Raw genomic sequence first — 20,563 nt, 5'->3', positions numbered from 1 at the left:
TCAGCTTTTGTTATATAATGTGTTTCTCTTTAAAAATATCTTTCCCTTACCGCAGAGGCAAGAGGCACTTCAAAAGTTTTGAACCCATTAGGCTAAATCGAGTCAGTGACCCGAGGTCAAGCGTAAACCTCAGTCTAACTCAAATCAGGCATCCACGTCACCACCTAAGTTTCTTGCCATAGACACAGGTAAAATCCTAGGTTTTTTGTCAATAAACCAGGTTTCTTAGCTTTTTTTGAGAATAGTGCAAGATATCATGTGTAACCAATCACAGCCGAAAGCACTTTGCCAGCTTCGTCCACGGTGCTGCCAAAACAGATAATGCCGTCCTCGTGACCTGCCATCGCCAGAATTTGGCGCTGTGCCAAATTCTCCTCCTCAAAAAGTCTAAACATTTCTAAGGCCATCTGGGGAGTGCCGTAAGGTATTTCTTTTCTAGTAGTAGGAATATTAAACAGCAGTTGCTGCCATAGTTTAGGATTGTGGACATGAATTATTGCGCCCATATCCTTTCTGTGAAGGTAAAGGGCGGCGTGAGTCAGGGACTCCGACGAAGCTTGTACGGGACCCCTGCAGCCGAGGAAATTTTGTTCTAAGTTAAATTCGGTAACAGTACAGTAGGATTCTGGCCCGAGAACCCTTAAGTGTGCAGTTTGGGTTCCCGAAATCACGAATTGGCAAGAATTGCCTAGTCTGACGCTGACGTTGCCAAACCCTATGCCATTTTCGTAGACGCCAATTAATCCCCACGCGTGGAGCCGATCGCGCCAGTCCATCAAATCTGCTATGTTCCGGGCAGGTACAGGGTCTGCTTTTTCCCAGTCACAGCGGTACTTAACGACTCCTTCATCCATCGATTTTTCTGTCCGAGCTTACAGAACAGACATGGCCCAAGCTGAGACTTAATCGAAGTTGTCAAACAGCTTTTTTTGCTTGCTGCCTTATGTCTCGGTGCATAAGTGCCTTAACTAATCTACATTCCAGTGTCGCCGTAATTAGCGATCGACATTAGCAAAAAGTAAGCTACGAAAGTAGAACCAATTATTCCAAAAATCATGGTTTAGCCTCTAGGTGATTACAAAAGTTCAATATGAAAACGTACACTTTCCTTAGGGGAGTTTGACTCCGGGCTCTTGCCCGCTCTCAAGTTTCTGATGTGAAACTACATAACCTCCCTGAATCGGTTATTGCTCTATACTACAGCATTTCTACTGAGTTGAGCTCTACCTTAACAAATATTTAAGGACAAAGTACCCCTTAATTCGGTAACTCCGGTAAAAAGCAACCGTACATTTACTTATTTTTTTTTGATTATAGATAATTTAAGTCAGAAGCAAGCGGAACACAAAAAAAATATTTTTTAGCCAGTCTGGGACGAACTGGCACAATCTTCGGGTGCTCTACGTTAGTCCAGACCTCTGTCGAGCGAGGAATTTTTAGCTCCGGGGCATCTTACAACCTAAGAAACCGGGCTGAGCGTAATATCATGTCGGGTAAAATCACCGCAACGCCAGCTCGCGTCGGCGGGTTTACCAAAATCTGTAGTAGTAGTATAAGTTATAGAACCCGTGAACCCGGGCCTACCTAGAGGGGGATAGTCGATCAACCGAACCTGATATAAGTCCTATTAAGAAAAAAACAAGCCGATCGAGCAGTCAGGGCCCATCGGCTAAATTTTTTTGTGCAGCGCGATCGCTCGCAGCCCTTTAAATGTGGAAGTGATACAAGATACTGCCGTCGTCTTTAATTTCGCAATTGGCATTAAAAACTTCAGCTTGTTGGTTCAAAAAACGTTGAGCCACATCCGGCGACAGCCGCGTTTCCATCGCAAACCGCACCAGAGTTATTTCGCCGCGACCTTCTTTGATCAGTCGGTACAAAGCACTTTGGAGCCTTTCGCTCTCTTCTCGCTGAAAAGCTGCTTTGTACCTCCAATCCGCCACTGAAGGAATCAAACCGCGACTGACCAAAATCGCCAACAGCAAGCCAATTCCCAAAATCAGAGGCACTGTCGGATCGCTCGTGGGGGTCGCCACAATTTGTGGCACTGTAGCGGCGGCCAAACTGCTAACCATTTCTTTTTCCGAAGCTTGCGTATCCGCCATTGCAAGCTGAGTTTTGTTGTAAAAGTCTTGCTGAAGCTTCATTTGCTGCAACAGGCGAGCGCGTTCTCTTTCATATTGGTCGAGTTTTTGCTGAGCTTGTTTCAGGTCTTGAGTGACTTGTGCCAAGCGTTGATTGAGCGACTGATTGACTGATTGCCACCGATATCTGTTAATCAGGCGGCTTTTTTCCACCATGCCCTTCATCAACATATCCACCGTTTGGATAGCTTGCTCCTGATCGAGCGAGCGATACCCAACAACAATCTCTAGGGGTTGTTCCGGCTTAGAAATCTTGACACTAGCATTTTGTCGAACTTGCTGAGGCGACAGCTTAACTGCATCTGCCACTGCTTTGACAACATTATCTGCCAGCAGAACCTCTGGGGTGAGTTGCTCTCCCTGCTTGAGAATTGTCGTGCCCGTACTCGAAAATTTGACTGGCGGATTATTAGAAGAGAGAGTGCCTTGAGCCAGGAATCCGGGGGGCGGGGCGAGGCGGTAGGCCAGGGCGCCTGAAATACCCATAATTACAGCAAAACTGCCTAAGGCAATCCATCTGTATTGATGTGCTGAAGATCTAAAACGTAAATTTCCCATTTTGATAGTCAAGTCATAACATTCGCTTGCCGCAGCTCATGCCAAACCCAAGAGCCATCGTTTCTTTCTGGTTAGTCAAATTGACTGCTGAAAATTTTCTCAGCTTCTACCTAAAAGCTATTAGCTTTTGAGAGTTGTCAATATTCATGATCCGAAAAAACCGATCGCGCTTTTATTTGATCCGAGCTATAACTTCAGTTTTTGTCCTTAATAATTAATCTGTAACAAGGCTTCTGGAAGTCTACTGGCATCAGACTAGCACTCTGGCGTGCGATCGCCTCGCCTCCCCGTGTTTGTTGACATTCAAAACAGTCTCCTTTTCACCCTTGGCAATTCTCCAATTATCTTACGTCTTGGCGTCTTGCGGACGCGGTTGAAGAATAAAAAAAACCTTAAATACTCGACCTAAAAACTTAACAAGCAAGAATTATACCATGCAGTTAAGAGTTTGCTGCGTATTAAAAAAAATTGTGGAGCTGGTTTCGCCCCCAGATCCACATATTCACATAACAATTATGGTTCGATCGGTTGATGGTTCGATCGAACTCGCCTAGGCGAATGTTCAGAAGCCGATCGGCAAAATAAGACCCTCGCGTGCCATGACAGCCTTCGGAAAAGCAATTTGCACGTCTTCGGCGATGCGATCGAGAAAATCGTCTGTGTGAGCCGGATCGTGGTGAAAAATCACCACTCGTTTCACCCGGGCCTCTTTAGCCATTCTCACCGCTTCCTGCCAAGTCGAGTGTCCCCAACCCACCTTCGGAGACTTGGGGTTGTGATATTCCTCGTCTGTGTACATCGCATCGTAAATCAGCACATCAGCGTCGAGGGCTAAATTGTAGACATTCTCATCTAGCCGATCGGGAAAATGTTCAGTATCCGAACAATAAACAACAGATCGTCCCTGCCAAGTCACCCTATATCCCATAGCAGTATTGGGGTGATTCAGAGAACCCGTCCTAATCTCAATATCGTCCAGCATCATCGTCTGGTTGTGATTGAGTTCGTAGAAATTCAAATCTGCCTGCAAACCCATCAGCGGCACCGGCGAATTCGAGTGGAGTACCCGTTCGACGAAGTGCCTTTTCATGCAATCTCCATCCGGCGGAGTCGCCCCGTAAATATCAAAGCTATTGCCGCGGATGAAAGCTGGGGCGAACAGCGGGAAACCTTGAATGTGATCCCAGTGATAGTGGGTAAAAAACATATAAGCTTGCACGGGCATTTCTTGCACCAACTGGTCTCCCAGCATCCGCAAGCCTGTTCCGCCGTCAAAAATCAAGCGTTTGCCAGCGACTCGCATTTCCAAACAAGAAGTATTGCCGCCGTAGCGAACAGTTTCCTGTCCGGGTGTCGGAACACTGCCCCGCACGCCCCAAAACTGTACTACAAAATCATCTATACCTTTTATTGATTCGGAGGGTTGAGGGCAATCAAGGGGAGTTGCCGCTACAGAGGACAAGCTGATTTCCATTTTAAAATTCAGGCTTTAAGGTTCCACATTGTCCGTGATGGCGCAGTAGATGGTCGCACAACACTAAAGCTACCATCGCTTCCACCATTGGCACAGCTCTTGGCAACACGCAAGGGTCGTGCCGTCCCTTGGCAGCCAGCAGCGTTTCTTCGCCCTCTCGGGTAACGGTGCGCTGCTGCTGGCGAATTGTTGCAGTTGGCTTGAATGCCGCCCGCAAAATGATATTTTCGCCGTTAGCAATCCCACCCTGAATTCCGCCAGAGCGATTCGTCACTGTACGAATTACACCCTTATCATCAGTATAGTATTCATCATTATGTTCGCTGCCCTTGAGCAGAGTCCCGGCAAACCCGGAACCAATTTCAAAGCCTTTGCTGGCGGGCAAGGACATGATGGCTTTGGCCAAGTCGGCTTCGAGTTTGTCGAATACGGGCATTCCTAGGCCTTTGGGTACGTTGCGGGCGACGCATTCGACTACACCGCCGATCGAATCTCCACTGTCGCGAACTTTTTCGATCAGTTCAATCATTCTTTCGGCACATTCGGCATCTGGACAGCGGACGATGTTGCTTTCTACTTGTTCTAAGGTAACAGTGTCCGGGTCGGCGACACATTCTAAGTCTTTGATGCGTTTGACGTAGCCGACTATTTCGACTCCTGCTGCTTGTTTGAGAATCTTTTTAGCGATCGCCCCTGCTGCTACTCTACCTATTGTCTCCCTCGCGGACGATCGACCTCCGCCTTGCCAGTTACGAATTCCGTACTTGGCATCGTAGGTAGCGTCAGCGTGAGAAGGGCGGTAAGTTGTCGCCATTTCGCCGTAATCTTGGGGGCGAGTATCTTGATTGCGGACTAAAATTGCGATCGGCGTTCCCAAAGTTTTGCCTTCAAACACCCCGGAGAGAATTTCGCAGGTATCTGCTTCTTTGCGAGGTGTCGTAATTTTGCTTTGGCCGGGGCGGCGGCGATCGAGTTCGGCTTGAATTTCCGATGCGTCGATCGATACCAGGGGCGGGCAACCGTCAATTACTACTCCCACACCGCCGCCGTGAGATTCTCCAAATGTCGAGATCCGAAATAAATGCCCAAAGGTATTGCCCATTATGCTTTTCCCTGAAACTTAATAATTTTTAGCTTAAATGGAATAGAGATTTACTGTATTTCTGAAAAATATACCATTGACCAGTAGGCCACAGGCGATCGCCCCGCAGCATCACTCCCTTCCCACCCCTAGAAGAATATCTACCAGGGAGAGAGGGAGAGACAGAGAATAGGAGATATCTGGAAACACACTTAAATTTATCCGTGTATCCGTGTCCGAATCCGTGTTGTGTCTTCCTTCTTCTTTAGTCTTCGTGTTCTTCAAAAGGATCTCTCAATTCCTTAGAGGGAGGGCCGAAAGCGGTGTAGATCGAGAAACCGGTGATTGCCACCAGACACATACCGAGAGAAATGCCGAGAACTGCTGCAGGTTCCATATTTTTGATCGATTATGAGTGATCCACTCTATAATATTACAAAAAATAACAATCCGTCTGAAAGTCTAGTGATTTTAGGCGCTCTACGGTATGGCAGCCAACCCCCATTCCCCGTTGTCCGAGTCCCGTTCCCGCATTTCTGAGAAATTGCGATCGCAATTAGCGGTAGAAATATGTCAAACTTTTCTGTAGAGATTCATTGCAGGTGACTTATGGCACAACGGACTTGGTTAGGAGATATACTCAAACCCCTTAACTCAGAATACGGCAAGGTAGCCCCCGGCTGGGGAACCACGCTATTGATGAGCGTGTTCATTGGACTGTTTTTCGTGTTCTTGTTGATTATTTTGCAAATCTACAACTCTTCTCTGATTCTGGAGAGTGTGGATATGGATTGGTCGAGCCTAGGCCGCTAAAAATTGATCACAAAACAGTAAGGCTAAAAGTAAAAATTGAGGGTAGAGGAGAAAGGGCAAAAGTTAAGTTGCCCCATTTTCCCTTACCCTTTCAAGTTGCGCGCTCCCTGATTAAACAGTAACTAATTAAATAGATTGCAGGAGAAAAACCATGAATATTTTTGGCATTGGTTTGCCGGAAATGGCAGTTATTTTTACGATCGCCCTATTGGTATTTGGCCCGAAAAAATTACCCGAAATCGGCCGGAGTATGGGGAAGGCAATTCGGGGCTTTCAAGATGCTTCGCGGGATTTTGAGTCGGAGTTCACACGGGAAGCCAAGCAGTTAGAAGAAGCAGTAGCAACTAGCAAACCGGAAACTGAAAAACTCGCAGCGGCTACTCCCAAGGAAGATAGCAAAGACAGTTAAATGAACAACACTCAGAAGTCGGAAACACCAGCGGAGTTAGTGATTCCCCAGCTAATAGTTGGGTTGGGAAATCCCGAACCTAAATACGAGCGCACCCGACACAACATAGGCTTTAATGCTGTCGATGCCTTGGCTAAATCTTGGCAGATTTCGCTGTCGGAAAATCGCAAATTTCAAGGCATATTTGGCGAGGGAAACCGGCCGCGGGGACAGAAAATCCGTTTGCTGAAACCGCTTACTTACATGAATCTATCCGGTCAAGCGATTCGGGCGGCGACGGATTGGTACAAAATACCGGCGGAGTCGGTATTAATAGTATACGATGATATGGATTTGCCGATCGGGAAATTGAGAATGCGGCTTGCCGGTTCAGCCGGCGGACACAACGGCATGAAATCGACAATTTCTCATTTGGGCACAGACAAATTTCCCCGCTTGCGGATTGGCATTGGAAAACCTCAAAACGATGCTGCTAAAAATGAGAAAGATACGATTTCCTTCGTGTTAGGAAAGTTTTCCTCAGAGGAAAGTCAGTTAGTAGAAAAAGTGCTTAAACTGGTTGTAGAAGCTGTGGAACTAAGTCTGCACCAAGGAGTAGAAAAAGCCATGAGCCTTTACAATAGTCGCACAATTGCAGAAACAAACGCGGAAACAAAAAGGTGAGTTCGAGACGTTTGCCTGAAACAACTGCATATGTCCGGGTTACTGGCCAATCTTGGCAAAAAGGCACGATTGAGGGTGAAGTGACTGCCGGCAATTTTGAGTGGCAGTTTCAGTGGCGTTTCACGTCAGAAAAAACACTGATACTTGAGCCTTCTCAGGGTAGGGCATTGATTCAGGAACCGCTGCACCGCTTTCTGGAAAAATGGGATTATCAATTAGAACCAGGTGGGGATTATTCGTTTACGGTTCGGGCTCAGTTTTAATATTGATATTTATTTGGCAATAACTCTTGACACTTTATGCTAAATCTAGCATAATAGAAGTGTAGTCGTAAACAACAGGAATCCGTCAATGAGAAAAAAATTATTCATAAAATACTGGAAACATGAGAAACCTCTCACTCAAAACTATTGTATGGATCGGAAGTTCTCTGAACGATCTTAAAGAATTTCCTGAAGATGTACATGACATCATGGGCTATGCTCTGTATCTAGCACAAACAGGAGAAAAACACCAATCTGCTAGACCTCTCAAAGGGTTTGGAGGTGCAAAAGTTTTAGAAATTACCGATGACTATGATGGGGATACCTATCGAGCAGTTTACACGGTAAAGTTTGGAGATACAGTATATGTTTTGCACGCTTTTCAGAAAAAGTCTAAAAAAGGAATTGCTACACCACAACAAGATATTAAGTTAATCGAAGAAAGGCTAAAACGAGCTCAAGAGCATTACGAAGAGTTCAAGAGTAAGTAACACTGGAATCAGTAGTGATAAGATGTGCTTATATTTCTAAATAAGGTGGAAATAGACGGCTTCTTATCACTACTTTTTCAGGAATAACTAAGACCAGGTAAAAAAGGGGGAAATCATGAGTAAGGAGATGGATATTCAAGTTAGTAGTGGGAATATATTTGCTGATTTGGGTATGCCTAATTCTGATGAAATGCTGATGAAGGCTGAATTGGTACGCCAGATAACTGAGATCGTTAGTCAAAAGAAACTAAATCAAGTTCAAGCAGCAGAAGTATTAGGAATTGACCAGCCAAAGGTGTCAGCGTTGATGAGAGGAAAGCTAACAGGTTTTTCAACAGAAAGGTTGTTTCGATTTTTAAATGCGTTAGGGTGCGATGTGCAAATTGTGGTGAAGCAAAAGCTCGAATCGCCCGCTACCGCAGGAATTAGTGTTGTTAGCATCTGATATCTGAACAGTCACTTTTTTCTATAATTCACCTTATTTGCATTCACTTTTATAAATCGGCGGTTTGTCAGCAAATCAGGTGGCGTCGCTTCTCGGTAAGCCCCGCAATAATACATTGTCAAAACAGCTTTGTAAGCCCACTGATAAGAAAGTACATCGGTAAAAGCAGTGGGCAGGGTTTCAACCTGATTCTGCACGCAAGCAGGGAGAATTTGTTCTGGGGTTGCCTGCTGCTGAGTTTTAAAATCATAGTAATGGGAAGGGAAAAGGGAATCGGGAAGGCAAACTTTCTCTAGTAGGAGGTCCCGATTCCAGTGATTCTTTAATTAAAGCAGGTGGCGTCCCTTCTCGGTAAGCCCCGCAATAATACATTGTCAAAACAGCTTTGTAAGCCCAGTGATTGGAAGGTACATCGGTAAAAGGATTTGGCAGGGTTTCAACCTGATTCTGGATGCAAGCATTAAGAACTTGTTCTCGCGTTTTCTGCACTTGAACTAAAGAATTATTTGGCTTGACTTGTGCGGTATTTTGTGCGTTTGCCGGAGCTAACAAACCTGTGTAAATTAACAGTGCAGCAGTGCCAAAGATGTTGAGTTTCATAAGTTTATAAATTTCTGAATTAGTTGGGTGGTAGTGAGGAATTTAGTCCTCAAAGTTGTGGCAAATAAGGACTCTTCGTCCTTACTCGAAACCTTTGGAATGTTCAGACATTTTTCGCATTCCCAAGGCCAAGACACTCAAAAACAACAGCCCGATCGCCCCAGCTAGCGGATTGCCGTTAACTCCTGTCACCCAGTCGGGTACAGATCCCGAATATCGCACTAACTGCCCGATGTTAATGATGTAATATCCCCAGACTAAACCTGCATGAAGCCCGATCGACAAACCGAGGCGATTTTGGCGCGATCTTTTTCCCCAAACCAGAATCAAACCCAGCAACAACAACCCCGGAAACTGCGGCCAACTCCGCAGCATTGCTGCGACAGGTTTGATAAAATGAGATAGGGCAAACACCAAGCTATTCGCCCACAGAGATATTTTATAATTGTAATCCCGCTGCAACTCGTCCAGCAACCAACCACGGAATACCAACTCCTCTGCAAAACCAACTCCAAGGGCGCTTAACAGCCCTTCTGCGAGGATTCTAGGCAAATTATCAGAATTTTGCCATGCGACTAAGCCGAAGAGCCCTTGCACCGCAAATAAGCTGAAAGTAAGCAAAAGCCCGATCGCCAATCCGATTAAAAGCTCAAAACCGTTTTTTCGCGTATTGATTAAACCGTAACTTTTGAGTAATTGGGTTTGTCCGTAAACCTGTTTTCCCCAGCGCGGTACTAGGCACAGAAACTCAGTAAATAACAATCCCATTGTCAGAATAGTGGCTAGGTTGCTATCTTTAACTAAGAGATAAATTGGTGCGGCTAGCGGCAGCCAAATTGCTAGCAAAATTAATAGGAAAATTATCACACGTAAAGGAAATGGATAACTGGCTATTATTTTGAGGCGGTTAATCATTGTTGTAAATTAAACAGGTTTTACATGATATCTGTAGGGACACAGCATTTCTGTGTCCCCACCCGGATTATAAACACACCATTGCCGTACCCCTAATGTACAAAGCAGACGGAAAAAGCTAGAATGGCATCATATCGGTTGAAACTTTAAGTGAAGCAAAGCTATAACATCAGGTAACAATGACTGAAGCCTCGGATTTTTCAAATGTCGATCGCGAATTAGATGACACAATTTTAAGCTTCGCAGACATTCAGGCAGAACTCAACCTGCGCCACGCTAAAGATGCTCTGCGAGATATAGTAGAAAATCTCGACTTGACAGTTCAAGAGCGAACTGGACTGGAACCGGAAATTGGCGGGTTGGAGAAAATGCTCGACAAGCTAGAGCGCGCTTGCGTGCAAATAGCTGTGTTTGGGATGGTGGGAAGGGGAAAATCTTCGGTTTTGAACGCGCTGCTAGGTCAAAATGTGTTTGAAACTGGCCCGACTCACGGGGTGACTCGCACGACGACTATCGGCCAGTGGGATGTCGGAGAGGGAATTGATGAGAATTTGCCCGATGGCTTACGCCCCGCTACGCTACGACTTTCGCCAGTTATTTACCGTTTGTCGCAAGTTGAATTAATCGACACTCCGGGAATAGATGAAGTTGACGGCGAAACTCGCGAACTTTTAGCCCGCCGCGTTGCTAAACAAGCAGATTTGATTTTGTTTGTGGTGGCTGGCGACATTACAAAGGTCGAATACGCAGCACTTTCGCAGTTGCGGGAAGCCGGAAAACCGATGTTATTAGTGTTTAATAAAATTGACCAGTATCCTGATGCAGACAGGCTGGCAATTTATCATAAAATTCGAGACGACCGCGTGAGAGAATTGTTGTCTCCCGATGAAATTGTGATGGCGGCGGCTTCGCCTTTGACGGCGAGGGCGGTGCGCCGTCCCGACGGAAGTATGGGCGTGCAAATGACTCGCAGTTTGCCACAAGTGCAAGATTTAAAATTAAAGATTTTGGAGATTTTAGACCGAGAAGGCAAATCTTTGGTCGCGCTGAATACGATGCTCTGTGCAGGGGATATTAACGAGCAGTTGGTGCAGCGAAAAATGGAGATTCGAGATGAGGCGGCTAATCGAATTATCTGGAACGCGGTAATGACTAAAGCTGTGGCGATCGCACTTAATCCAATTACTGTAATTGATATCCTCAGCGGTGCGGTAATTGATGTGGTGATGATCTTAACTTTATCTAAAGTTTACGGCATTGCGATGACGGAAGCGGGCGCGGTGGAATTGCTGCAAAAGATTGCGATTAGTATGGGGGGAATTACTGCGGGCGAATTGTTGGCTAATTTTGGTTTGAGCTCGTTGAAAGGATTGTTGGGTTTGGCGACGCCAGCGACGGGGGGTTTGGCTTTAGGGCCTTATTTGTCTGTGGCTGTGACGCAAGCTGCGATCGCGGGGGTTTCTTCCTACGGAATCGGTCAAGTTACTAAGGCTTATTTGGCTAATGGTGCTTCTTGGGGAGATGATGGGCCAAAAGCTGTTGTGAGCAAGATTTTGTCTTCTTTGGATGAGGATTCTATTTTAAATCGGATTAAGGGGGAGTTGCGGGCTAAGTTGGATTTGGGAAGTGTGGAAAAACAGAAATCTTAGCGATCGGCTGTTTTACGTTGACCCAGCAATCCTGGCGCAGCCCTACCGCAATCCGGCAGGGGTTTAAACCCCTACCTCAAAGCTAAATTTGTGTGAAGACAATTTAACAAATTATTAGGATAACAACCTGTTACCAATTACCAATTATTACTGTATCTTACTAACTCATGACTTAGGAAATTGGCAGAGGTTGGGCGATTGCGGTAAATAAGGTGTGCTGTGCACACCCTACTCTAATTCCGTGAAGGCGGACTTTGTTTGTGTAGCCGCCAATTCGATTCGGCGGGTTAAGATCGAATTTTTAATCCGAATTCGCTTCGGCGGGTTAATATCAAGTTTTCAACCCTAATTCGCTCCTATTTATGACCTCTATTTTTCTCCGACCAAATGCGGGTTGGTAGACCCCAAACATAGACAAATCCTTCTGCCGCTTTGTGATCGAATTCGTCCTCTGCGCCGTAGGTTGCTAAGTCGAAACTGTACAGAGAATTGTCAGATTTGCGGCCAACAATTGTCGCATTTCCTTTGAAGAGTTTGAGCCGCACGGTTCCAGTTACTCGCTTTTGCGTGTCCTGAATAAATGCGTCTAAAGCAGTTTTCAAAGGATTGTACCAAAGACCGTTGTAAATCATTTGGCTGTAGGTTTCTTCGATGCCGCGCTTGTACCGCGTTACATCTGCTGTCAGCGTTAAACTTTCTAAGTCTCGGTGCGCCTGCATCAAAACTAAAATCGCTGGTGTTTCGTAAATTTCCCGCGATTTAATCCCGACCAAGCGGTTTTCAATCATGTCAATCCGGCCGACTCCGTGGTTTCCAACTATTTCGTTGAGTTGGGAAATTAGGGCGACTGGTGATAAATCTTTGCCGTTCAAACTGACAGGATTTCCGCAATTGAAACCGATTTCTAGGTACTCGGGTGTGTCGGGAGTTTGCTCGATCGCCTTTGTCATCAAATACACCTCTTCCGGCGGTTCCGCCCACGGATCTTCGAGGATTCCGGCTTCAATTGCCATTCCCAATAAGTTGCGATCGATACTGTAAGGGGAAGACTTTTTCACGGGGGATGGAATGCCACATTTCTCGCCGTATGCGATCGTTTCCTCGCGGCTCATTTTCCACTCCCGCGCTGGTGCTAAAATCTTAATCTTGGGGTTGAGCGCGCCGATCGACACATCGAACCGTACCTGATCGTTTCCTTTACCTGTGCAACCGTGGGCGATCGCATCTGCACCGTATTTTTCCGCAGCTTCTACTAACAATTTAGCAATCAGCGGGCGAGCCAGCGCCGTCGAAAGGGGATAACGGTTTTCGTAAAGTGCGTTAGCTTGAATCGCTGGAAACGCATAGTCTTTGACAAATTCTTCGGTAGCATCAATAACTAAAGATTCCGAAGCACCGGATGCTAAAGCTTTTTTGCGGATCGGTTCTAATTCGTCTCCCTGTCCCAAATCCGCAGCCAGAGTAATTACCTCTTCCACACCCCACTCGTTTTTGAGGTAAGGAATGCAGACGGAGGTATCGACTCCGCCGGAATATGCTAGCACAACTTTTTTAGCGCGACTCATTGCTATTTACATCCTGAATTTAACTGACATCTTGCACCATTTACTATAATCCCGCTCCGGGGCGGGCTAGAAGAGCCCAACCCACAAGAAAATTTAATTTGTGTGGAACAGGCCAGAAAGGCTGTTTCTGAGAATGGTGCAAGATATCCGATTTAACCGACTTTTCATTATGCACCTAATTGAGATCGATTCTTGTCAGAAATAGTACAGATTTATATATTCTTTTTTTGCTAAACTTGGCTATTTGGCGGGGGAGTTGCTGCGAAAAATCTGCTACCGTGGGATACGGTAACTGTGGCAATGGGGAAAAACCGTGTTTTTTAGTGTTGTGATTCCGACGTATAATCGTAAACCGATTTTGGCAAAATGTCTACTGGCTTTGGAAAATCAGCAGTTCGGTGAGATTGTCAGAGAGTATGAAGTAATTGTCGTGGACGACGGCTCGACGGACGGGACGCTGGAGTGGTTGGTGGCAAATGCTGACTTGTTGCCTCATGTGCGATCGATCGCCCAATGTCACCAAGGCCCCGCCGCTGCCCGGAATTTGGGCGTTGAAGATGCTAAGGGCGATACGATTATTTTTATTGACAGCGATTTGGTGGTAACAGAGCATTTTTTGCAAGCACACGCAGATGCTTTGCTACAGGGTTACAAAGATACGGATGCGGTTTTTACTTACGGGAGTGTGATTAATACTTGCAATTTCGAGAATCCTACTTCGGAACCTTACAAAATAACGGATTTTTCGGCTGCTTATTTTGCTACAGGAAATGTGGCGATCGCGCGCCACTGGCTGCTGGCTGCTGGACTCTTTGACACTCGCTTTCAACTCTACGGATGGGAAGATTTAGAATTGGGTGTCAGGTTGAAAGAATTAGGTTTAAAACTGATTAAATGTCCGGCTGCTGTCGGCTATCACTGGCATCCACCTTTTAGTTTAGAGCAAATTCCGGGCATGATTGACCGAGAAATTCAACGCGGGAGAATGGGAGTTTTGTTTTATCAAAAACACCCAAGTTGGGAAGTGCGGATGATGATTCAAATGACTGTTTTGCACCAAATACTGTGGGGATTTTTATCATTGGGCGGAATACTGAACGAGCGGACGATGACTCCTTTTTTGCAATGGTTGATTAACCAAGGTAAGCCGCAGTTAGCTTTAGAAATCGCTCGGATTTTTCTGAATTGGTATAACGTGAAAGCCGTGTACGCCGCTTGTGGGGAATTGCAGGCCGAGACAAAGACACCATAAATCTGCCGCCGGAGGGTGCCAATAAAATATAAGATATTGTAGGAGTGTTTCAGAACCCATTGGTGTCAACTTAAGCTCAAATGTAGTAACGGTATACTGTTTTACACTTATGCCTAAATTCTCCTAGCCTGGCTTAAGAAAGGGGGCTTAGCGGACTCAAGACTTGGATACAAACTAGAGAAACAAAGGATTTTAGTCTTAAGTTGACACCACCGATCAGGGGGTGTTTTAATTGTCATTTCGACTAAGGATATTTGCTTAGAAAACACAATAGCGAGCCACCAGGTAAAGGCAGGCGAAATCGGTTTCTAGACATTGTAAAAATTTTACCTTTAATCAAAGTTGCTTGCTGAGCCTGTGATTTGAGGAATCTCGGCTGTTTTCTTGATGGGCTGCGATAATTAGATTTCCACACATTTTCCCACTCTTCTTATTTTTGATATAATTACAGATAATTTAGGAGTGTGCTATCAACCCAAGAGGGGTGCTGGTTTACCTGAAATTGTTAGCTACAAATGGTTAATGACTTAAAAATATTCCCACATAAAAAATTTGAATAATTTGAGGGTCTGCTGTGAATACAACTGACGACAAAAATCCAAGACGAGAAACAATTCGACTTCCAAACACTGCTTTACAAGAAAATATTTTAATGGTAGACGACAATCCAGAAAGCTTGCGGCTTTTATCCCGGATTTTGTCTAAGCGGGGATATAAAGTGCGGCCGACACGAGATGGCAAATTGGCTCTCAACTTTGCTCTATCCAGTCCACCGGATTTGATTTTGCTGGACATCATGATGCCCGGTATGGATGGCTATCAAGTCTGCAAACAGCTAAAAGCGTCTCCGAAAACGAAAGATATTCCTGTGATATTTATCAGCTCTTTAAATGAAGTTTTTGATAAAGTCAAAGCTTTTTCGCTGGGGGCGGTAGACTACATTACTAAACCGTTTGAAATAGAAGAAGTCGTGGCTCGCGTCGAAAATCAACTGCTGCTCAGTCGGCTTTCTAAGGAACTTTTAGCAAAAAATGCGCTGCTAGAAGCTGAAATAGAAGAACGCAAGCGGATCGAAGCACAACTACGAGAAAGCCAGCACTGGCTGTCGGCAGTAATTAAAACGAATCCTAATCTATTGTACGTTTACGATTTGATAGAAGAGAGAAGTCTCTACGTCAACCGCGAAATTTATAGCGATATTGGCTACACGTTTGAAGAAATACAGGAGATGGCAGCTACATTTATTCCTAAGTTAATACACCCTGACGATATCCCTGCATTCTCAGAACAAAGAAAAAAAATTGAGACAGCAAAAGATGGCGAAAGCTTTGATTTTGAATACCGGATACAGCACAAGAATGGTGAATATCGGTGGTTTTGCAGTCGGGAGAGCGTTTTTGCCAGAACAGCGCAGGGCAAACCTTGGAAAATTTTGGGAACTGCTGCTGAAATTAGCGATCGCAAACAAGCAGAACTCGAACTTAAAACAGCTTTAGCTGCTTTGGAGCGGCAAATTAAGCAAAGATTTCTCTTAGAAACAATTACTCTCGAAATACGCTACAGCTTAAATCAAGATCAAGTTTTTCAAACAGCAACGGCTCAAATAGGTCGCATTTTTAATGCCGATTGCTGCTTGATTCATACCTACACAGAACACCCAGTTCCACGAATTTTTAATGTCGCTGAGTACAGAAAAGCCGCCTCAAAATCGCTTTTAGATTTAGAAATTCCCGTACAGGGCAATCCTCACGTTCAGTTTTTATTGTCCCAAGAGCAAGCTGTAGTTTCTGACGATGTTTTTTCCGAACCCCTGCTAGAAAACGTCAGAGATTTGTGCGGTCAAATAGGTTTGAAGTCGATGATATCCATCCGCACTTCCTACCAGGGAAAAGCCAACGGAATGATATGCTTGCACCAGTACGATTCCCCGCGTAACTGGACACAAGATGAGATCAGATTATTGAAAGCTGTGGCAGCACAAATGGGAATTGCGATCGCTCAAGCCAATCTTCTCGAACAAGATAAACAACAGCGACTTAAACTTCAACAGAGCGAAGCTAGTCTAGCAGCAGCCCAGAAAATTGCCCATATCGGCAGTTGGGAATTTGATTTAGTCACCAATAAAATTACTTGGTCAGAAGAAGTATTCCGCATTTTTGGTCTTGACTCAAGTGCAACTGAACCGACATCTGCCCAACTTGTACAAATGTGTCATCCCGACGACAGAGACTTGTTCCAACAAACTGTCACCCTCACTATCTCACAAGGCATTTCCTACAAAAGAGAGTTCCGATTTTTTCATCCTAGCGGTCATATCATATACGTGGAAGGAAGGGGAGAAGCTGTTTTTAACGAAACTGGGGAAGTAATCAAACTGTTGGGAACCGTAATGGATATTAGCGATCGCAAACAAGCAGAAGCAGCTTTGCGGCTTAGCGAACTGCGAGAACGGGAAAAAGCGCAACAGTTAGAACAAACTCTGGAATACTTAAAAAATGCTCAATCCCAGCTCATTCAATCCGAAAAAATGTCAAGTATCGGGCAAATGGTAGCGGGAGTTGCCCACGAAATTAATAACCCTGTCAACTTCATCTACGGCAATATTATTCCTGCGGCAAAGTATGCTCGCGATTTGCTAAAAGTGATCGATCTCTACCAGCAACACTATCCAGAACCAGTTCCCGAAATAGCTCAAGAATTGGAGGAAATCGAGGTAGATTTTATCGCTGACGATTTTCCGAAAGTCATGGCTTCAATGCAAGAAGGTGCTAACCGAATTAAGCAGATAGTGCTGTCTTTGCGAAACTTTTCGAGACTCGATGAAACAGCTCGCAAAGTAATAGACATTCATGAAGGGATAGAGAGCACTTTGGTGATTTTGCAGCACCGATTACAGTCACAGCAACAACGTCGGGAAATTGAACTTATTAAAAATTACGGCACACTGCCAAAAGTCGAGTGTTATCCGGCTCAATTAAACCAGGTATTTATGAATTTGTTGTTGAATGCGATCGACGCTGTGGAAGAGTCATCAGCAAGCTGTACTTGCAAAATTAACCAAATTCGCATTGTTACTGAAGTCAGCAACGAAAATCAAGTGTGTGTGCGGATTTTTGACAACGGGCCCGGTATCCGTCCCGAAGTTCAGTCAAGGATGTTTGACCCATTTTTTACTACCAAACCGATCGGCAGCGGCACTGGTTTGGGGTTATCGATTAGTTACCAAATTGTTAAAGACACCCACGGCGGTAAGCTGGAGTGTCATTCAGAAGTTGGCCGGGGAACAGAATTTGCGATCAAACTGCCGATTTCGCAAAAGTTGAAAGTTAAAAGTTAGGATAAGCGGTTAAATCATGGGCGGTAAATTAACCATAATTTTTGTAGTGGCTGGTTCACCAACCATCTATAAATATAAGCCAGAGAAGAGCCTAAACCCTCCCCTACTGTAAGACTGGGGGCAATTCAACGGAACTCGTATTAATCGTCTATCAGAACCTATTTTAGAGTGCGTCATAACCTGACATTTTCACCAGTATTTCCTGCGAACGGTCTGTCATTTAGTGTAATCTCATCTTAAAGATGATATAATAAAGAGTTAGCCTTTTGAGGCTCCAGGCGTTGCGCTGTTAAAATTAGTAGTGAATATTACAGTTGCTATTATACAAACTCTGTCAACATACGTCTGCTGTAGCGTCTACCACATTTTAACTGAATTATGACTGACTCAATTCGCTTCCTCATGTGTGCTCCTGACCACTACGATGTGGATTACGTGATTAATCCGTGGATGGAGGGCAACGTACACAAATCATCGCGCGATCGCGCCGTCGAACAGTGGGAAAAACTTTACCACGTCCTCAAAGACAACGCCGTTGTAGACCTCGTACCGCCCGCAAAAGGCTGGCCGGATATGGTTTTCACCGCCAACGCAGGCTTACTTTTAGGCAATACTTTCGTCCTCAGCCGTTTCTATCACAAAGAACGCCAAGGCGAAGAACCCTATTTCAAAGCATGGTTTGAAAGCAAAGGTTTCACCGTGCACGAACTCCCGAAAGACTTGCCGTTTGAGGGCGCTGGCGATGCTTTGCTCGATCGCGAAGGACGCTGGTTGTGGGCCGGATACGGCTTCCGTTCCGAACTCGACTCGCACCCGTTACTAGCAAAATGGCTCAACATTGAAGTGCTTTCGCTGCGTTTAGTGGACGAACGTTTCTATCACCTAGACACCTGTTTTTGTCCCTTGACAGGCGGCTATTTGCTCTACTATCCAGCAGCATTTGACTCCTACTCCAACCGCTTAATTGAAATGCGAGTTGCGCCGGAAAAACGCATTGCCATTGAAGAAGCCGATGCCGCAAATTTTGCCTGCAATGCCGTCAATATTGACAAAGTTGTGGTAATGAACAAGGTTAGCGAAGCCTTGAAAACGCGCATTACTCAGGCCGGTTTTCAAGTAATTGAAACGCCGATGACCGAATTTCTGAAAGCGGGCGGCGCCTGTAAGTGTTTGACGCTGCGGGTAACGGAACCGGTGCAAGAAGATCGATCGGCAAACGTGATGGTAGAAAGCCGCACCCTTCGCATGGAAGGTCACTTGCTCGATGCTGGTTTAATCAGCCGCGCTTTAGACTTAATTATCGAAAACGGCGGCAGTTTCCAAGTCCTCAATTTCAATTTAGGAGAGCAGCGGCAAAGCACATCCAGTGCGGACGTTAAAGTTTCGGCTCCTTCCCACGATGTGATGGAAGAAATCATGGGACTGCTGATTGATTTGGGTGCCGTCCCCCCGCCGCAAGAGATTTGCGACGCTATTTTAGAACCGGTAGTGCAAGATGGCGTCGGCCCGGACGACTTTTATGTGAGTACGATTTATCCCACCGAAGTGCGGGTAAATAACCAGTGGGTGAAGGTACAAAATCAGCGGATGGATGGAGCAGTAGCTATTACAGAAACGGCAGAAGGCCCAGTGGCTAAATGCAAATTATTGCGCGATTTAAAAGTAGGAGAAAAAGTCGTTGTTGATGTGGTCGGCATCCGCACCATCCGCAAAACAGAATCGCGGGAACAGCGCAATTCTCAAGAATTTAGCTTTATGTCCGGCAGCGTTTCTAGCGAGCGCCGCGTAGAATTGGTGGTGGAACAAGTAGCCTGGGAATTGCGCCAAATTCGCGATCGAGGTGGCAAAGTTGTAGTTACCGCAGGGCCTGTTGTCATTCACACTGGGGGTGGCGAACATTTAGCGCATTTGATTCGCGAAGGTTACGTGCAAGCCTTGTTGGGCGGAAATGCGATCGCAGTTCACGACATGGAACAATCGAATATGGGAACCTCTTTAGGGGTTGATATGAAACGCGGTGTAGCTGTGCGCGGCGGACACCGGCATCACTTGAAAATAATTAACACTGTACGGCGTTACGGGAGTATTGCAAAAGCTGTTGAAGCAGGCCTGGTTACTAACGGTGTGATGTATGAGTGCGTAAAGAACAATATACCGTTTTCTCTTGCCGGTTCGATCCGCGATGATGGCCCACTTCCCGACACGCAAATGGATTTAGTTAAGGCTCAAGAAGAATATACTGAGCTGTTACGCGGTGCAGATATGGTGTTAATGCTGTCGTCTATGCTGCACTCAATTGGTGTGGGAAATATGACGCCGGCTGGTGTGAAGATGGTCTGTGTGGACATTAATCCGGCGGTGGTGACGAAATTGAGTGATCGGGGGTCGATCGAATCTACTGGTGTTGTTACCGATGTGGGATTGTTCCTGAGTTTGTTGGTGAATCAATTGGATAAATTGACTAGCCGCCATCATGTAACTCAATCTGTTTAGATTTAGCTAGTAGACATCTCCCATAATTGTTGAACAGGCATCCTGCCTGTTCCAGACAGGCAATTCTTGCGATGTTTAGTAGGGTGCGTCAGATTTGAGATTTTCAAGTTGTACGGAAAGCATATTTCTGACGCACCGTTTGGCGAGGTGCGTCAGTTTTGAGATTGTTGATTTGCATCGGAAATAATCTTACCTGACGCACCCTACATTAACTAGCGAAACTTTAGCTTTGGCAATCCAGATCGTATCGAGGATTACTTCAGAGTCGTACTCGTGAAAAATAAGCCGTTTTAAACCAGAGATAAATTCCGGTGAATTTAGCGTATTTTGCCATTCTAAGCTGTTGCACATTTAAACTGTGATACACGCATTGCCCTTATTTTTGATTTTACGACCCCACTTAATTATTAA

Annotated in this window: 18 protein-coding genes; 10 read left to right on the top strand and 8 right to left on the bottom strand. The window is 45.3% G+C overall.

Annotation, left to right across the window (positions count from 1 at the left end; translation table 11 throughout):
• Nucleotides 1–254: 254 nt before the first annotated feature.
• The 5 genes from QT996_RS20820 to psbN form a co-directional block, all read right to left on the bottom strand.
• Nucleotides 255–854, bottom strand: a complete 600-nt coding sequence (locus QT996_RS20820) for a class II aldolase/adducin family protein (protein WP_333048654.1) — start codon at nt 852–854, stop codon at nt 255–257.
• An 852-nt stretch (nt 855–1,706) separates the two neighbouring features.
• The gene (locus tag QT996_RS20815; RefSeq protein ID WP_333048653.1) at nt 1,707–2,630 is read right to left on the bottom strand and encodes a hypothetical protein; all 924 of its coding nucleotides are present in this window, start codon (nt 2,628–2,630) and stop codon (nt 1,707–1,709) included.
• Between the two features lie 634 nt (nt 2,631–3,264).
• Nucleotides 3,265–4,176: an MBL fold metallo-hydrolase gene (locus tag QT996_RS20810; protein WP_333048652.1), complete on the bottom strand. Its 912-nt coding sequence runs from the start codon at nt 4,174–4,176 to the stop codon at nt 3,265–3,267.
• A gap of 1 nt (nt 4,177) precedes the next feature.
• Nucleotides 4,178–5,278 carry a chorismate synthase gene (gene aroC / locus QT996_RS20805; RefSeq protein WP_190659307.1) on the bottom strand — a complete coding sequence of 367 codons (1,101 nt, stop codon included), beginning with the start codon at nt 5,276–5,278 and terminating at the stop codon, nt 4,178–4,180.
• Nucleotides 5,279–5,522: 244 nt separating this feature from the next.
• Entirely contained in the window at nt 5,523–5,654 is a 132-nt protein-coding gene (gene psbN / locus QT996_RS20800) for a photosystem II reaction center protein PsbN (protein WP_332958587.1), read from the bottom strand.
• A 212-nt stretch (nt 5,655–5,866) separates the two neighbouring features.
• Between psbN and psbH the strand changes: the two genes are divergently transcribed.
• The 6 genes from psbH (at nt 5,867) to QT996_RS20770 (ending at nt 8,341) form a co-directional block, all read left to right on the top strand.
• The gene (psbH, locus tag QT996_RS20795) at nt 5,867–6,070 is read left to right on the top strand and encodes a photosystem II reaction center phosphoprotein PsbH (RefSeq protein WP_015176007.1); all 204 of its coding nucleotides are present in this window, start codon (nt 5,867–5,869) and stop codon (nt 6,068–6,070) included.
• A 151-nt stretch (nt 6,071–6,221) separates the two neighbouring features.
• Nucleotides 6,222–6,479 (top strand): TatA/E family twin arginine-targeting protein translocase, encoded by a 258-nt coding sequence (locus tag QT996_RS20790; RefSeq protein ID WP_333048651.1) that lies wholly within the window; start codon nt 6,222–6,224, stop codon nt 6,477–6,479.
• A complete protein-coding gene (gene pth / locus QT996_RS20785) occupies nt 6,480–7,142 on the top strand; it encodes an aminoacyl-tRNA hydrolase (protein ID WP_333048650.1) in 663 nt (220 codons plus the stop codon).
• Entirely contained in the window at nt 7,139–7,405 is a 267-nt protein-coding gene (locus QT996_RS20780; RefSeq protein WP_006633689.1) for a DUF3146 family protein, read from the top strand. The genes pth and QT996_RS20780 overlap by 4 nt, the downstream gene beginning before the upstream one ends.
• Nucleotides 7,406–7,527: 122 nt before the next feature.
• Nucleotides 7,528–7,896 carry a type II toxin-antitoxin system RelE/ParE family toxin gene (locus QT996_RS20775; RefSeq protein WP_333048649.1) on the top strand — a complete coding sequence of 123 codons (369 nt, stop codon included), beginning with the start codon at nt 7,528–7,530 and terminating at the stop codon, nt 7,894–7,896.
• Between the two features lie 127 nt (nt 7,897–8,023).
• Nucleotides 8,024–8,341, top strand: a complete 318-nt coding sequence (locus QT996_RS20770; RefSeq protein ID WP_333048648.1) for a helix-turn-helix transcriptional regulator — start codon at nt 8,024–8,026, stop codon at nt 8,339–8,341.
• A gap of 246 nt (nt 8,342–8,587) precedes the next feature.
• Here QT996_RS20770 and QT996_RS20765 read toward each other — a convergent pair whose 3' ends face one another.
• Nucleotides 8,588–8,941, bottom strand: coding sequence for an S-layer protein (locus QT996_RS20765; protein WP_333048647.1), 354 nt, complete (start codon nt 8,939–8,941; stop codon nt 8,588–8,590).
• An 81-nt stretch (nt 8,942–9,022) separates the two neighbouring features.
• Nucleotides 9,023–9,856, bottom strand: coding sequence for a CPBP family intramembrane glutamic endopeptidase (locus QT996_RS20760; protein ID WP_333048646.1), 834 nt, complete (start codon nt 9,854–9,856; stop codon nt 9,023–9,025).
• A 179-nt stretch (nt 9,857–10,035) separates the two neighbouring features.
• Here QT996_RS20760 and QT996_RS20755 point away from each other — a divergent pair, with 179 nt between their 5' ends.
• Nucleotides 10,036–11,505: a GTP-binding protein gene (locus QT996_RS20755; protein ID WP_333048645.1), complete on the top strand. Its 1,470-nt coding sequence runs from the start codon at nt 10,036–10,038 to the stop codon at nt 11,503–11,505.
• A 356-nt stretch (nt 11,506–11,861) separates the two neighbouring features.
• On the opposite strand, the gene QT996_RS20750 is transcribed toward QT996_RS20755, so the two are convergent.
• Nucleotides 11,862–13,070 (bottom strand): argininosuccinate synthase, encoded by a 1,209-nt coding sequence (locus QT996_RS20750; protein WP_333048644.1) that lies wholly within the window; start codon nt 13,068–13,070, stop codon nt 11,862–11,864.
• A 313-nt stretch (nt 13,071–13,383) separates the two neighbouring features.
• Between QT996_RS20750 and QT996_RS20745 the strand changes: the two genes are divergently transcribed.
• From QT996_RS20745 to argZ, 3 genes are all read left to right on the top strand, one after another.
• A complete protein-coding gene (locus tag QT996_RS20745) occupies nt 13,384–14,322 on the top strand; it encodes a glycosyltransferase (protein WP_333048643.1) in 939 nt (312 codons plus the stop codon).
• Nucleotides 14,323–14,896: 574 nt separating this feature from the next.
• Complete coding sequence (locus QT996_RS20740) at nt 14,897–17,659, top strand: PAS domain-containing protein (RefSeq protein ID WP_333048642.1); 2,763 nt, start codon at nt 14,897–14,899, stop codon at nt 17,657–17,659.
• Nucleotides 17,660–18,037: 378 nt separating this feature from the next.
• A complete protein-coding gene (gene argZ, locus QT996_RS20735; RefSeq protein ID WP_333048641.1) occupies nt 18,038–20,152 on the top strand; it encodes a bifunctional arginine dihydrolase/ornithine cyclodeaminase in 2,115 nt (704 codons plus the stop codon).
• Nucleotides 20,153–20,563 lie beyond the last annotated feature (411 nt).

This window comes from Microcoleus sp. S13C4 (assembly GCF_036700865.1).
Taxonomy (GTDB): Bacteria; Cyanobacteriota; Cyanobacteriia; order Cyanobacteriales; family Microcoleaceae; genus Microcoleus.
Note: the sequence above shows the minus strand (reverse complement) of the source record. Positions and strands in the feature narration are given on the sequence as shown.